This is a genomic window from Brevundimonas sp. ZS04 (genome assembly GCF_001956865.1).
GTDB classification, from domain to species: Bacteria; Pseudomonadota; Alphaproteobacteria; order Caulobacterales; family Caulobacteraceae; genus Brevundimonas; species Brevundimonas diminuta.
The window spans coordinates 265,805-279,970 of record NZ_MTHE01000003.1 but is presented as its reverse complement, the minus strand read 5'-3'; the positions used below and the strand labels follow the sequence as shown (position 1 = coordinate 279,970).

The following is a 14,166-nucleotide window of genomic DNA, read 5'->3' as shown; positions in this document are numbered from 1 at the left end:
CTGCGGAAGGGATGACGTCAGGCGGGTTGGGCCAGCCTGACGTCGGTGTTTGCGGCCTCGGCGGCGAGGACGGTCTTGGGCGCGATGCGGACGAAGCGCGGCGCGAACGTCGACCAGTCGGCCAGGACGCGTTTGGCCAGAGGCGAGGCGGTGGCGGAGGCGTGGGCCTCGATCAGGGCCTTCAGTCGGGCTTCCGCTTCGGCGTCGATGCGACCGACCCCGGCCAGATCGCCGTTGAGGGCCTGAGCCGCTCGAGCGTCGGCGTCGAGCACGAACAGCTCGCCGCCGCTCATGCCCGCCGCCAGGTTCCAGCCGACCGACCCCAGCACGACGACGCGACCGCCGGTCATGTATTCGCAGCCATGCGCGCCCAGACCCTCGACCACGGCCTCGGCGCCCGAGTTGCGGACGGCGAAGCGTTCGCCCGCCGCGCCGGCCACGAACAGCCGGCCCGAGGTGGCGCCGTAGAGGGTGGTGTTGCCGCAGACCTGCTGGTCGGCGCGCCACTCATAGGGACGGACATGGATGTCGGCCCCCGACAGACCCTTGCCGACGTAGTCGTTGACCTCGCCGGTGACGTCGAGGATCAGGCCCTTGGCCCCAAAGGCGCCGAAGCTCTGACCGGCGATGCCTTCCAGCTTCAGCTTCAGACGGCCCTGCGGACCCTCAGGCCCGAACTTGCGGACGATGGCCGAGGAGACGCCGGCGCCGGCGGTGCGCTGGGTGTTGTTCAACGGATAGGACAGTTCCAGCGTCTGGCCGCGCTCGAGGAAGGCCTGGGCGTCCTTCAGCACCTGGGCGTCCAGGCTCTCGGGCACGGGCTTGCGCACCTTGTCGGCCCAGCGGCCGGGACGGTCGACATCGACCTTCATCAGCAGCGGATTGAGGTCCAGGTCGTCGAGGTGCGAACCGCCGCGCCGTGTCTGACGCAGCAGGTCGGTGCGGCCGACGATCTCGTCGATCGTGCGCGCGCCGATGGAGGCCAGGATCTCGCGCACCTCCTCAGCGATGAAGGTGAAGAGGTTGACCACCTTCTCCGGCGTGCCGGTGAACTTGGCGCGCAGGCGCTCGTTCTGCGAGCAGACGCCGACCGGGCAGGTGTTGGAGTGGCACTGGCGCACCATCAGACAGCCCATGGCGATCAGGCCCGAGGTGCCGATGCCGTATTCCTCGGCCCCTAGTAGCGCGGCCAGGACCACGTCGCGGCCGGTGCGGATGCCGCCGTCTGCACGCAGGCTGACGGAGGAGCGCAGGTGGTTCAGGCTGAGCACCTGATGCGCCTCGGCCAGACCGATCTCCCACGGCATGCCCGCGTGCTTGACCGAGGTCTGCGGCGAGGCGCCCGTGCCGCCGTTGTGGCCGGCGATCAGGATGGCGTCGGCCTTGGCCTTGGCCACGCCGGACGCAATGGCGCCGATGCCGGTGGCCGAGACCAGCTTGACCGTGACCTTGGCGTCGGGGTTGATCGCCTTCAGGTCGTAGATCAGCTGGGCCAGATCCTCGATCGAATAGATGTCGTGGTGCGGCGGCGGGCTGATCAGGGTCGTGCCCGGCACGGCGTGACGCATACGGCCGATAAATTCAGTGACCTTGAAGCCGGGCAGCTGGCCGCCCTCGCCGGGCTTGGCGCCCTGGGCCACCTTGATCTCGATCTCGCGGCACTGGTTCAGATATTCGGCGGTGACGCCGAAGCGGCCCGAGGCCACCTGCTTGACCGCAGAGTTGGCGTTGTCGCCGTTCGGGCGCGGCACATAGCGCGCCGGATCCTCGCCGCCCTCGCCGGAGACGGCGCGCGCCCCCATCCGGTTCATGGCGATGTTCAGGGTCTCGTGCGCCTCGGGCGACAGGGCGCCCAGGGACATGGCCTGAGACAGGAAGCGGCGGCGGATGTCCGAGACGCTCTCGACCTCGTGCAGCTGGACCGGGGTCAGGCCGTCCTTGAAGTCCAGCAGGTCGCGCAGGGCCAGATCCGGCTGTTCGCGGACGGCGGCTGAGTACTGCTTGAAGCGCTTGAAGTCGCCGCGGTTCACCGCATCCTGCAACAGGTGGATGGTCCTGGCGTCATGGGCGTGGGCCTCGCCGCCCGCCCGGATGCGAAAGAAGCCGCCCATCGACGGGGAGGGGACGGCCGCGCCGAAGGCGACCGAGTGACGCTTGAGCGCCGCCTGCTCCAGACCGGCCAGACCGATGCCCGAGATGCGCGACGGGGCGCCGGGGAAGAACTCGGCGGCCAGAGCCCGCGACAGTCCCAGAACCTCGAACTCACAGCCGCCGCGATAGGCGGAGATGACGCTGATGCCCTTGCGCGCCAGCACCTTGAGCAGGCCGGCCTTGATGCCGTGCTTGTAGTTGAGGCAGGCGTCGTGAAGCGTCAGGCCCGGATAGGCGCCGCGATCCAGACGTTCCTGGAACAGCTCCTGCGCCAGCCACGGATTGACGGCGGTGGCGCCGACCCCGACCAGAACCGCGAAGGCGTGGGGGTCCAGGGTCTCGGCAGACCGCACGACCAGGGAGCAATAGGTCCGCAGGCCGGCTTCGATCAGGCGGCCGTGGGTCCCGGCGGTGGCCAGGATCATCGGCGCGGCCAGACGCTCGGCCGAGGCGTGCTCGTCGGTCAGGACGATCAGGGTGGCGCCGTCGCGGGCGGCGGCCTCGGCCTCGTCGCGGATGCGATCGAGCGCCTGACGCAGGCCGGCGCCGGGGCGATCGTCTTCAGCGGGCACTGGGTAGGTGCAGTCGATCACCGTGGTCGAGCCATCGGCGACGACGCCCAGCAGGCGCTGATACATGCCGGTGGTCAGGACCGGGCTGTCCAGCACGAAGACCTCGGTCTGGGCTTCGTCCTGGGCCAGGATATTGCCCAGGTTCTTGAAGCGGGTCTTCAGGCTCATGGCCCCGGCTTCGCGCAGGGGATCGATGGGCGGGTTGGTGACCTGGGAGAAGTTCTGGCGGAAGTAGTGAGCCAGGGGGCGCGGCAGGCTGGACAGGACGGCGGGCGGGGCGTCGTCGCCCATGGAGCCCACGGCCTCCTTGCCGTCGCGAACCAGGGCGTCCAGCAGCAGGTCCAGATCTTCGCGGCTGAAGCCGGCGGCGATCTGGCGACGGATCAGGGCCTCGCCGACAGCGGCGCGCGGTTCTGGTCCGGGGCCGATGATGGGCTCCAGATCGACCATGTTCTCCAGCCACTGTTCGTAGGGCTGGGCGGCGGCCAGGGCGTCGACGGCCTCATGCTCGTCATAGATGCGGCCGTGCTTCAGATCGACGGCGATCAGCTTGCCGGGGCCGATGTGCAGGCGGCGCTTGATGCGGCCCTCGGGCAGGGGGACCAGACCGGCTTCGGAGCCGGCCAGCAGCAGGCCGTCCACGGTCTCGACCGCGCGCAGAGGGCGCAGGCCGTTGCGGTCCTTGCCGGCCACGACCCAGCGGCCATCGACGGCGCACAGGGCGGCGGGGCCGTCCCACGGCTCCATCACCGCATTGCAATAGGCGTAGAGGGCGCGGTGCTCGGGCTTCATCACCACGTCGTCGGAGGACCAGGCCTCGGGCACCAGCAGGGCCTTGGCCAGGGGCGCGGGGCGCCCGGCGCGGACCAGAACCTCGAAGACGTTGTCCAGGGCCGCCGAGTCCGAACCGCCCGGCTGGACCACCGGCTTGACCTCCTGGTCGCGGTCGCCGAAGGCCGAGGCCGCCATGCGGATCTCGTGGCTGCGCATCCAGTTCAGGTTGCCCTGAAGCGTGTTGATCTCGCCGTTGTGGGCCAGCATGCGGAAGGGCTGGGCCAGCTTCCACTCGGGGAAGGTGTTGGTCGAGTAGCGCTGGTGGAAGACGGCGTAGCCGGCCTCGACCGTGGGGTCGTTCAGGTCGTGATACAGCTGACCCAGCAGCTCGGCGCGGACCATGCCCTTGTAGACGATGGAGCGGGCCGATAGCGAACATAGGTAGAAGCCGTTCAGGCCCGACGCCTGCACCGCCTTTTCGATGCGGCGGCGACACAGGAAGAGCTCGCGCTCCAGTTCCTCGATCTCCATGCCTTCCGGCGCTGCCAGCATGATCTGCTCGATCTCGGGCCGGGTGGCGTCGGCGCGCACGCCGACGACCGACAGATCCAGCGGCGTCTGGCGCCAGCCGTAGATGTAGAAGCCCGAGCGGATGGCCTCGGCCTCGACGATGGCGCGGGCGTGGTCCTGGGCGCCCAGGTCGGTGCGCGGCAGGAAGACCTGGCCCACGGCGATGGGGCCGGGGCGCAGGGTCTGGCCGACGGCGCGCACCTGGGCCGCGAAAAAGGCCTGGGGCAGTTCGATCATGACGCCGGCGCCGTCGCCGGACAGGCCGTCGGCGTCTACCGCGCCACGGTGGGCCACGGCCTTCAGCGACTTGATCGCCATCTCGACGATCTCGCGGCGCGGCTTGCCGTCGATGGCGCAGACCAGACCCACGCCGCAGGCGTCACGCTCCGACGACGGGTCATAGGCGCCGCCTTCGATCAGACGGGCGCGGTTCTCTTGATACTGAGCTAGCCAGTTTTGTTGCGGTGCGTCGGTCATGCGGCGGCTTCCTCGGTACGCGCGCGCAGGTAGCGGTCGATTTCAGCCGCGGCGTCCTGGCCGTCGCGCACGGCCCAGACGACGAGGGAGGCGCCGCGCACGGCGTCCCCGGCGGCGAACACGCCGGGCAGTGTGGTGGCGAAACCGCCATGCGCCACCTGCAGGGTGTTCCATCTGGTCAGGCCCAGGTTGGCGTCCAGCTGTTCGGCGAAGGCCTCGGGCTCAAAGCCGAGGGCCTCGATCACCAGGTCGGCGGGCAGATCGAAGTCCGAGCCGGGCACGGGGGCGATGTCGCGACGCTGGCCGGGCGCGGCGTCGGTCAGGTCCATGCGCTGGGCGCGGACGGCGACGACAGCCTCGCCCTTGGACATCAGGGCTTTGGGGGCGCCCAGCCATTCGAAGCGGACGCCTTCCTCCTCGGCGTTCTGCACCTCGCGGGCCGAGCCAGGCATGTTGTCGCGGTCGCGGCGATACAGGCAGACGACGCTGTTCGCGCCCTGGCGGATAGCCGTGCGGACGCAGTCCATGGCCGTGTCGCCGCCGCCGACGACGACGACATCGCGACCGGCGGCGTGGGGCGCGGAGGCGTCGGCGGCGTCGCCGCAGTCGACGCGGTTCTGGGCGATCAGGAAGTCGAGCGCGGCGACGGTGTCGTTCGGACCGCGACCGGGAACGCTCAGGGTGCGGGCCTGATAGACGCCCATGGCCAGCAGGACGGCGTCATGGCGCGACCGCAGCTCGTCCATCGTCACATCGACGCCGACGTTGGTGTTGAGCACGAACTCGACCCCGCCCTCGACCAGGCGGTCGATGCGGCGCTGGACGATGCGCTTCTCCAGCTTGAAGCCGGGGATGCCGTAGGTCAGCAGGCCGCCGGCGCGGTCGTGGCGGTCATAGACGGTGACGGCGTAGCCTTCGCTGCGCAGGCGATCGGCGGCGGCCAGACCGGCGGGGCCGGAGCCGACGATGGCCACGCTCTGGCCGCGTTCGGCCAGGGGACGGATGGGCTCGACCCAGCCGTTGTCGAAGGCCGCATCGGCGATCCAGGCCTCGACCGAGCCGATGGTGACGCCGTCCCAGCCGGACTGCTGCAGGGTGCAGGCGCCCTCGCACAGGCGGTCCTGCGGACAGATGCGGCCGCAGATCTCGGGCATGGTCGAGGTGGCCGAGGCGACGCGCCAGGCCTCGCGCAGGTCGCCGTCCGCCGACAGGGCCAGCCAGTCGGGGATGTTGTTCTGCAGCGGACAGGCGTTCTGGCAGAAGGGCACGCCGCAGTCGGTGCAGCGCGACGCCTGGGCCGTCCCGCCAGCGGCGGTCGGTTTGAGCGTGATCTCCGTGAAGGCGCGTACGCGCAGATCAGCGGGCTGTTTCTCCAGCCGACGCTGCTCGATCAGAAAACCGCCAGGGTTGGATCGTCCGCCTTTTTGCATTTGCGTATTAAGCGGGTTGCTGGCTTGCGGTGCAAAATAATTTTTCTTATTAGCTCTCGAAAAATATGAATTTGAAATATTATTGTCGAGTATTTTGCATTATGGCGCATAAATGATCTATTTTTTAGTGTGCGCTGCAACCTTTGTCGGGCGCGTGTCGCGGCGTGGGCGGCGGGCGAAGGGGCGTGATTGTGAGCGCCGCCTGATCAGTGCGCATCGTCATCGGGCCAATGCGCCAGAAGCTGGAGGCGGATTCGGCTCAGCACGATTGACCTGGGGGTATTGATTTTCGGACTGAGCGGACCGCGAGGGCGGCGTACTACTGCGGCCACAACTCTCGCATCCGCTGCACCAGTTCGGGCGAGGGCGGGCGGCCGCCTTGGGCGTCGGCGGGAGGCCAGCGGCCGGCCAGGACTTCGGCGCGCACGACCTGGGCCGAGGGCGGGGGGAAGCGCCAGCCGGCGGCGGTCATGCGGGCTTTGACGCGCGTTTCCGCCTGAGCCTCGGCGGGCTCGGCAGGGCGGACGGGGGCGTTCAGGGCGGAGGCGATGGTGTCGCCGTTGACGCCGACCGCCCAGGGATCGGCGCCGCGTTCCAGCAGAAGTTCGGCGATGCGGTAGTTGCGCATGGCGACGGCGGTTTCCAGCGGCGTGCCGCCGGTGCGGTCGGCCCGGTTCACGTCGGCCCCGTGATCCAGCAGCAGACGCACGGCGCCGAGCGAGTTCAAGGCGATGGCCTCGTCCAGCGGCCAGAAGGCGTCAGGCGCGACCGGGTCAGGCGAGGCGCCTGCCTGAAGCAGGGCCTGGGCGTGCCAGGGCTCGCGGGCGCGCAGGGCCAAGCTGAGCGGGGTCTCGCCGTTCGGGCCGTCGGGCGGGGCGCCCTTTTCCAGCAGCAGGCTGACCATGGCCCGGTCGTCGCGCGCGACGGCGAGGGTCAGCAGGTCAAGATTCTCGCCGTCGCCGATGCGGGCCAGGGCGGGATCGGCGTCCAGCAGGCGGCGGGCCTTCGCCAGGTCGCCGTCGCGGACCGCCTCGACCATGTCGCGGGTGGAATGGCCGTCCCGGCCCAGCGCGGCCACGCTGGCCGGGGAGGGCAGGACGGTGCCGACGACAAAACCGTCGGCGCGGGCGTCGCAACCGCTCATCAGAACTCCGGCGAGAAGGATTGGCGTGAAGAGGCGTCCGGGCATCTTGGCGCTGAACGGTCGGCGGGTCGAGGCCGTTCCGCCTCCTTATCGCATGGCGTCCAGGCTGGACTGGAACCATTCGACGCCGTGCAGGGCGCCGGGCGTCCAATTCCACCAGGACTGGTCCTCGGGCGGGGTGGGGGACACGGGGATGCGGTCGCCGACAGCTCCGGGCGCGTCGCCCGCCCATCCGGCGGCCACGCCGCCGAGCGGGCCGAGCAGAACCGCTCCCAGGCCTCCGAGGATGATGCGGTCGCCGCCGTCCTGCAGCAGGCTGAGCGGGTCGCCCTTGAGGTAGAAGGCGTCGATGTCGGGCGTCCGGCGCCCGCCCGCCTGGGCGGCCTCGATCGTCGAGGCGTGCAGGCCGGAGGCGTTGAAGGTGTCAGCGTCGTGGCCCGACGCCAGGGACGCGGCCGAGGCCATGCCGCCGCCCAGCGAGTGGCCGGTCAGGGTGACGTCCGCCTCGACGGCGGCCAGCCGCTGGCCGATGCGCAGGGCCTTGTCATAGTGCTCGGAGGACAGGCCCAGCGCCTGCTGACCGTTGTTGAGCCAGTCCTCGCCCGCCTGGGAGCCGCGGAAGGCGACGACGTAGCGGGTCTGGCCGCCCTCGTCGCTGACATAGACGCGGGCGCGGAACTCGGAATCGGCGCGCTCCAGCAGGTCGGGAGTCAGGCGCAGCCGGTCCAGGTCGTCCGGTCCGGCCACGCGCCAGCCGTCGGGCGGCGAAGGGGTGTCGTTGTAGACATCGGCCGACAGCGCCAGATGCGTGCGCGCTGCGTCCAGGTCGACGACATTGTCCGAACGGGCCGGGGCGGCCGCAGCCTGAGCCGAAACCGGCGCGGCGGGCGGCGGCGCCCAGTCCAGGGCGACGCGCGGATCGTCGTCGAAGCGCGCCGTCGCGGGCGTCGTCTGAGGTTGGAACGATGTCGCGCCGATCCGGTCGATCTGCATGGTCGCCTCCCGATCCTATGCAGTCACCCTATCGCTGCTCGCCGAACCGCGCTGCTAGGGTCTTCCCTAGACTGGAGGCCTAGCGCACCGCGCCTGCGCGCAGAGCCTGGTCGAAGGCGTCGCGGGCGGGGCGAGGCAGGGCGCGGACGCGTTGTGACAGCCATTCGGCGATGTCCTCGCCGGGAGCGGGCGGGGCGACGCCTGCGCCTTGAGCGAAGTCGGGCACGGCCTTGGGGTTTTGCGACAGCGCGGCGGCGACTCCGCCAGTGAAGAACCCGGCCTCCTCGGCGCGAGGGCGCCAGACGCCGCCGTCCTTCTGTTCGGAGGCGGACAGGGCAGGGACATCGGCGGTCAGCGCCGCCCATTGCCGCCCCAGATGCGCCGCCTCGCCGTTCTCCAGCATGGCGGCGGCGTAGGCCTGCAAGGCGCGGCGGCCGCCCAGACCGCTCTGAAGCTGGTTCGCCACGCCTGCAGGGTCGGCGTCCACGGCGGCGGCCAGGGCGGACAGGGACTCTGCATCGATCCGGGCGGCGGCCGCGATGAAGCTTTCGCTCGTGACGGCGGCCGAGGGCGTGGTTTTTGGCGTCTCGGGGGAGGAGTCGCAGGCGGTCAGCATGGTCAGGGTCGCCAGGATCGGGAGCCAACGGGGGGCAGGCAAGGCCGCGTCCTTTCCGTCCGGGCGCGGCCAGACTCTGAGGATCAGTTCAGCGGAATCCGCGTCACGGACTCCCAGCCCTCGTTGTAGCTGACTTCGGCTGGCCCGTCATAGGGGCGGCGGCCGTCCGCGCCGGTCGGGGTGGTCAGGGCCACGATGCTCTCGAACAGGTCCGCCTGGCCGCTCTGATACTGGCTCAGGGCCGTATCGAAGACCTGGTCGCTCAGCCAGCCAGTCGCATCGCCGACGCCCGGTCCGGGCAGCTTGCCGGTGGCGAAGCCGAAGATGGTCTTCAGCGTCTCGACGTTCTCGGCCGCGCCCTTGTTCACGCCCTCGAAGGCCTGGTGCAGGGCGCCGGAGAAGTAACCCATGCGCTCGGCGGCCGGATAGAAGACGCCGCCGTCCTGCTGCGTCGGGGCGGTGAAGCGTTGCAGCATGTCGCCCTTCAGATCATTGCCGCGCGCCAGCTGGTCGACCAGCCCGCGGATGGTGTCGGCGCCGCCGTCCTGACCCAGGGTCTCCTGCAGGAAGGCGGTCATGCCCTTGCCGGCCTGATAATCCTGCTCCAGCGCCTCGACGACGCCGTTGACGTCGGATTTCAGCAGGCCCTCCATGCCGGCGCGGATTTCGTCGGCGGCGTCGCCGGTCCCGACCGAAGGCGTTAGCACGCCGTTGGCGCCCGAGACGCTGGCCATCTGGCGCCCCGCCAGTTCGAACACCCGCGCCTTCAGCTCGGCGTCGGGGCTGGTGGCGGCGGCGTCGACGGCTGCGGCCAGCGGTCCGGCGTCATAGCTGTAGGTCGGCGCGCCGCCTTGCATGTTCGCGTACATGGTCTGCTGGGTTCCGGCCTCGAAAACGGCCGACAGCTGGGTGTCGTTCAAAGATGCATAGGCGGTGCTGAGCGCAGAGGCGTTGCCGCCCAGGCTGCCCAACACGTGGGCCACGGCCAGGCCCTCGGCGTCGCCCATGTCGGAGATCATCACGCCGCCCATGCCGTCGGCCTCGGTCGTCTGGGGCGCCAGGGCGGCGATGAAGCCGGTCTTTACGTCGGACGTCGCGTGGGCGGCGACGCCCTGCGCCAGCTCGATCTTCTGCTCGCGGTTGTCATAGGCGTTGTAGACGCGCTCCAACTGGGCGGCGTCCAGCGAGCCGCCCAGCGTCGCGTGCAGGTCGCGGCGCTCGTCCACGTTCAGCCCGCCGCCCATGCCGAGGAAGCCGGAGTTGTCGAGCTCGTCCGTCCACTTGTTCAGTTCGTCGTCGGACAGTTCGGAGACGACGGCGTTGCGCTCTTCCGCCGTCAGGCCGTTCAGCGCAGCGTTGATGTCTCGTAGGTCGCTCTGGGAGACGTCGTTGAAGAAGCCTTCGTCCAGGCGGTCGCGGATCGTGTCCAGCGCCTGATCGACCCGGCTGGTCGAAGGCGACCCGGGGACGGGGCCGCTGACGGGCGAGGCCAGGACGCGGGTGTCGACGGACGGCGAAAGAGGCGTGACGGTCATGACCGGCTCCTGCACGATACAGACGGATATTGGAGCAAGCCTATGATTGGGGCGTCGGCGACATAAGCTGGGGGCGTCCTTAGCTAGGGACATCCCCTATGCCGGGCCGCCTGCGAACAGCGCCGCTAGGGAAAGCCCCAGATTTCAGACGCGCGAAGAGACGCCAAACTGGCCTGACGGATCACCGCGTCTTTTGGAGCCGACCCATGTCTCTCGCCGCTTCCTCCGCCACCAGCCTGTCCTCCGCCGCCGGGGCGCGCGACGCCGCGCCCGCCCACACGGTTCGGGCGGGCGAGACCCTGTCCGGGATCGCCGAACGCTATGGCGTCAGCGTGGGCGACCTGTTGGCGGCGAACCGCCAGATCACCAATCCGAACGTGATCCATCCCGGCCAGACCGTGACGCTGCCGGTCGGCGCGGGGGAGGGGCGAGACGCGACGCCAGCCGAGGCGACGGTCTTTCATACGGTGCGCGGCGGCGACACCCTGTCGGGCATCGCCCAGCAATACGGGATGAGCTGGCGCGAGCTGGCGGCCGACAACGGCATCGCCAATCCGTCGCTGATTCAGGTCGGCCAGCAGATCCGTCTGAACGGCGCGGCGCCCGAGGCGGCGACGCCGGTCCAGTCGACGCCCGTTTCCGAACCCGCCGCTGAAGCGACGCCCGCGACGGCGCAGGAAGGCGTCAATCCGGACCTGGGCGCCCTGTCGGCGCGCTATGAAACGGGCGGGCGCGGTCCCGGCACGGTGTCGTCCGGTTCGGGGGATCCGGGCGGCGTGTCCTACGGCTCCTATCAGCTGGCGGTGAACCGCAACCGACCGCAGGAGTTCCTGGCCGCCGACGGGGCGCGCTGGGCTGATGAGTTCGGCGGGGCGGCGGCGGGCACGCGCGCCTTCTCCGACACCTGGCGCGCCATCGCCGCGCGCGAGCCGGAAGCCTTCCAGGCCGCGCAGCACGCCTTCATCGAACGCACCCACTATGACGTGCAGTCCGCCCGGATCGAGAATGCGGGCCTGGACATCTCCAACCGCTCGCACGCGCTTCAGGACGTGGTGTGGTCGACCTCGGTCCATCACGGCCCGAACACGGCGGTCGTCACCCGCGCCATGGCGGCGGTCGAGCGCCAGGGGATCGACGCCTCCAGCGCCGATTATGATCGCGCGCTGATCAACGCCGTCTATGACGAGCGCGGCCGTCGCGACGGCAACGGCGAACTGGCCTATTTCTCCAGCTCGCGCGCCGATGTTCAGGCGGGGGTCGCTCAGCGGTTCGAGGACGAGCGCCGCGACGCCCTGAACATGCTGGACGGCCGCTGAGCGCATGACTGAACCCAGCGCCATCTCCGGCGCGAACGGCGCCTCGGCGGTTTCCGCCGGGGCGTCGTTTGCTGAGGGCCGCGCATTGGCCGTCGGCGCCGCCGTCCAGGCGATGGCCGAACTGGCCGGCGCGGTCCTGCCCGATCCGGCGGACAGTGTGGATCGCGGCGTGGCCCTGTCCCAGGTCTGGGCCGAGCAGGGGCAGCAGGGCGGGGCGGTGGTCGGCGGCGACATGCGCGTGCTGGCCGCCCAGACCGGCCAGGCGGTCGCCGCGCGGCTGAGCGCCGTCTCTCCGATCGAGACGGGCCGCATCGACCGCGCCCTGACCGACTTCGTGCGCGCGGTTCAGGATCACGCCCGCGCGACGCCGCACCTGACCGCGCCCGCCGTGGTCGAACCCATGCTGCGGGCCCTGGCGGCGGGCTTGGCGCGTGAAGAAGGCCCCGCCGCCGCCCGCGACAGCGCCGTCGAACAGTTCGCCCGCATGGTGGACGCCGCGACCGACGCCCTGAACCGACGCTGAGTTCAAAGCTGTTCTGGTGAAGAAAAACCCCGCGGACCGAAGTCCGCGGGGTTCCGCGCTGAACCGCAGGTAAGTTCAGCGCGTCGGCGTTGGGCCGAGGGCGACGCGCGGGCTGCCGGGCTCGCTGGTTTCAGAGGCGCCGCCCAGGGCTTCGGCCAATCCGCTCAACACGCCGGTCAGCAGCCAGGCGCCCAGGACGCCGCGCAGGGCGTCGCTGAAAGCCTGAAGCGTCTCGGGCAGTCCGGCGTTGCCGATCTTGGTCAGGTTGAAGTCTTCCTGGCTGACGGCGTCGCCGGTGATGCCGCTGGTCCAGCCCGATCCGGCGGCGTCGTCCTCGCGGATGGTCAGGCCGTCGCGATAGGCGGCGTCGATGGCGTAGCCGTTGTTGCTCATGCTGATATTCAGGTCGCCCAGCCGGTTCTGGCTGACGCCGTCTATGATCATGGCCTGGTCGCCGCGCGTGATGACCAGCTGGCTGGTGACGGTGGCGTTGGGATTGTTGCCGAAGGGCTCGGTGTTGACGGTGATCTTGGTGCCGTTCTCGAGCTCCAGGGTCATGGTGTCCCAGAAGTCGCCGACGTGCTGGCCGTTGTAGTTGAAGTGCGGATCGCCCCAGATCTGGGTGACGTTGCCGTCGGCGTCGCGCACCACGAACTCGGAGTTGGCCTCGTTGATCTCCAGCGTATAGCCGTCGCCCAGGTCCACCGTGGCCTTGCCGTCCTGGGGCATGGAGGCCGAGAAGGCGGGGGCGGCGGGCTGGAAGGCGCCGTTGAGCATCACGCCCAGCTGGAAGCCCATCTGGGCGAAGTTGGCCGCTGTGGCCATGCGGTCGGCGACCGCGCCGAGCACGAGAGTCCCGACGGCGTTGGAGAAGGCGGTGTTGATGCTGGTCATCGTGCAGCCCCGAGGTTGATCTTGCTGACCGGCATCGGACCACGCTGGGGCTTGGCTTCACAGTCGGGACGGTCCCCATCAGGGACGACCCTAGCTTCCTAGCTTGAGCGTCGTCCCATCGCCTTCAGCACCTCCAGAACCGTGTCGTGGCGGCCCATGATCTCGTTCAGCAGGGTCTGCACCAGGCCGGTCATCATGATCAGGATGATCAGGGTCGCCAGCCACGCCTTGATCGACAGCGACAGGGAGAAGACGTTCAGCTGCGGCGCATAGCGGTTGACCAGGCCCAGGGCGCCGTCGGTGACGAACAGCACCACCAGAACCGGCGAGGCGAACAGCACGGCCAGGGTCATCAGCCGTGTGAACTCGCCCTCGAACAGGCTGAGGCTGCTCATGGTCAGCACCGGCGTCAGGCTGCCGATGGGCCAAATGACGAAACTGTCCAGTATGGTGCCGACCAATAGCAGCAGGCCGCCCGAGAACATGAAGACGAAGTTGGCCAGCCGTCCCAGGAACTCGCCGTTCAGCGAGGTCTGGTGCCCGCTGAGCGGGTCCACCACCTGAGCCATGGTGGCGCCGACCTTGGTGTCGATGATCTGGCCGGCGGCCTCGAACGCCCACAGCATGGTGGCGAAGAAGAAGCCGATGACCACTCCGACCAGGGCCTCCTTGCCGAACAGCAGGATCCACTGGACCGTCGGCAGGGTCATCTGGGCCACCTGCGGCTGCATGGTCAGTACGGCCAGGCCGAACACCAGGAAGATGGAGTTGCGAACCATCGCCGGCACGGTCTGCGGCGACAGCAGCGGCATCAGCAGGAAGGTCGTCGCCACCCGCGTGGTCGACACCGCCACCAGGATGGCGTTGTCGAACAGACTGTCCAGACCCTCGAACACCTAGCGGCGCACCAGGGCCGGAAACTCGGTGAAGATGCGGTCGCTGAACTGATACAGCGAGCCGCCGATCAGCGCCGCCGTGGCGAACAGGGTCAGCACGATGGCGAAGAATTTGGCCGTATATTGCAGAGTCTGTTCCTGAAGCTGCGTCGCCGACTGGATCACCGCCACGATCAGGCCGACGATGGAGGCGGCGATGATCGGCGGGGCCGACAGGAACAGGACGAGCCAGAGGGCCTGATTGACGAGCTCAATGGCCTGGGCGTTCATCATGG

Annotated in this window: 11 protein-coding genes; 2 read left to right on the top strand and 9 right to left on the bottom strand. The window is 69.6% G+C overall.

All coding sequences use genetic code 11. The features are described 5' to 3' along the window. Positions 1 to 17 precede the first annotated feature (17 nt). The 6 genes from gltB to BJP32_RS06090 form a co-directional block, all read right to left on the bottom strand. Entirely contained in the window at positions 18 to 4,544 is a 4,527-nt protein-coding gene (gene gltB / locus BJP32_RS06115; RefSeq protein WP_076223274.1) for a glutamate synthase large subunit, read from the bottom strand. Beyond that, the gene (locus BJP32_RS06110; protein WP_076223272.1) at positions 4,541 to 5,974 is read right to left on the bottom strand and encodes an NAD(P)-dependent oxidoreductase; all 1,434 of its coding nucleotides are present in this window, start codon (positions 5,972 to 5,974) and stop codon (positions 4,541 to 4,543) included. The genes gltB and BJP32_RS06110 overlap by 4 nt, the downstream gene beginning before the upstream one ends. Before the next feature lie 319 nt (positions 5,975 to 6,293). After that, complete coding sequence (locus BJP32_RS06105; protein ID WP_076223270.1) at positions 6,294 to 7,118, bottom strand: ankyrin repeat domain-containing protein; 825 nt, start codon at positions 7,116 to 7,118, stop codon at positions 6,294 to 6,296. An 87-nt stretch (positions 7,119 to 7,205) separates the two neighbouring features. After that, on the bottom strand, positions 7,206 to 8,111 hold the full coding sequence (locus tag BJP32_RS06100; protein ID WP_076223268.1) for a DUF2974 domain-containing protein: 906 nt from the start codon (positions 8,109 to 8,111) through the stop codon (positions 7,206 to 7,208). A gap of 79 nt (positions 8,112 to 8,190) precedes the next feature. After that, on the bottom strand, positions 8,191 to 8,769 hold the full coding sequence (locus BJP32_RS06095) for a hypothetical protein (RefSeq protein ID WP_076223266.1): 579 nt from the start codon (positions 8,767 to 8,769) through the stop codon (positions 8,191 to 8,193). A 41-nt stretch (positions 8,770 to 8,810) separates the two neighbouring features. After that, entirely contained in the window at positions 8,811 to 10,262 is a 1,452-nt protein-coding gene (locus BJP32_RS06090; RefSeq protein WP_076223264.1) for a hypothetical protein, read from the bottom strand. Between the two features lie 206 nt (positions 10,263 to 10,468). Between BJP32_RS06090 and BJP32_RS06085 the strand changes: the two genes are divergently transcribed. Then, complete coding sequence (locus tag BJP32_RS06085; RefSeq protein ID WP_076223262.1) at positions 10,469 to 11,578, top strand: LysM domain-containing protein; 1,110 nt, start codon at positions 10,469 to 10,471, stop codon at positions 11,576 to 11,578. A 4-nt stretch (positions 11,579 to 11,582) separates the two neighbouring features. Continuing rightward, positions 11,583 to 12,101: a hypothetical protein gene (locus BJP32_RS06080; protein WP_076223260.1), complete on the top strand. Its 519-nt coding sequence runs from the start codon at positions 11,583 to 11,585 to the stop codon at positions 12,099 to 12,101. A gap of 75 nt (positions 12,102 to 12,176) precedes the next feature. Here BJP32_RS06080 and BJP32_RS06075 read toward each other — a convergent pair whose 3' ends face one another. From BJP32_RS06075 to sctS, 3 genes are all read right to left on the bottom strand, one after another. Further along, positions 12,177 to 12,995, bottom strand: coding sequence for a DUF1521 domain-containing protein (locus tag BJP32_RS06075; RefSeq protein WP_076223258.1), 819 nt, complete (start codon positions 12,993 to 12,995; stop codon positions 12,177 to 12,179). Between the two features lie 98 nt (positions 12,996 to 13,093). Next, complete coding sequence (gene sctT / locus BJP32_RS06070) at positions 13,094 to 13,891, bottom strand: type III secretion system export apparatus subunit SctT (protein ID WP_046653644.1); 798 nt, start codon at positions 13,889 to 13,891, stop codon at positions 13,094 to 13,096. Continuing rightward, on the bottom strand, positions 13,892 to 14,164 hold the full coding sequence (sctS, locus tag BJP32_RS06065) for a type III secretion system export apparatus subunit SctS (protein ID WP_003164547.1): 273 nt from the start codon (positions 14,162 to 14,164) through the stop codon (positions 13,892 to 13,894). Between the last annotated feature and the right edge of the window lie 2 nt (positions 14,165 to 14,166).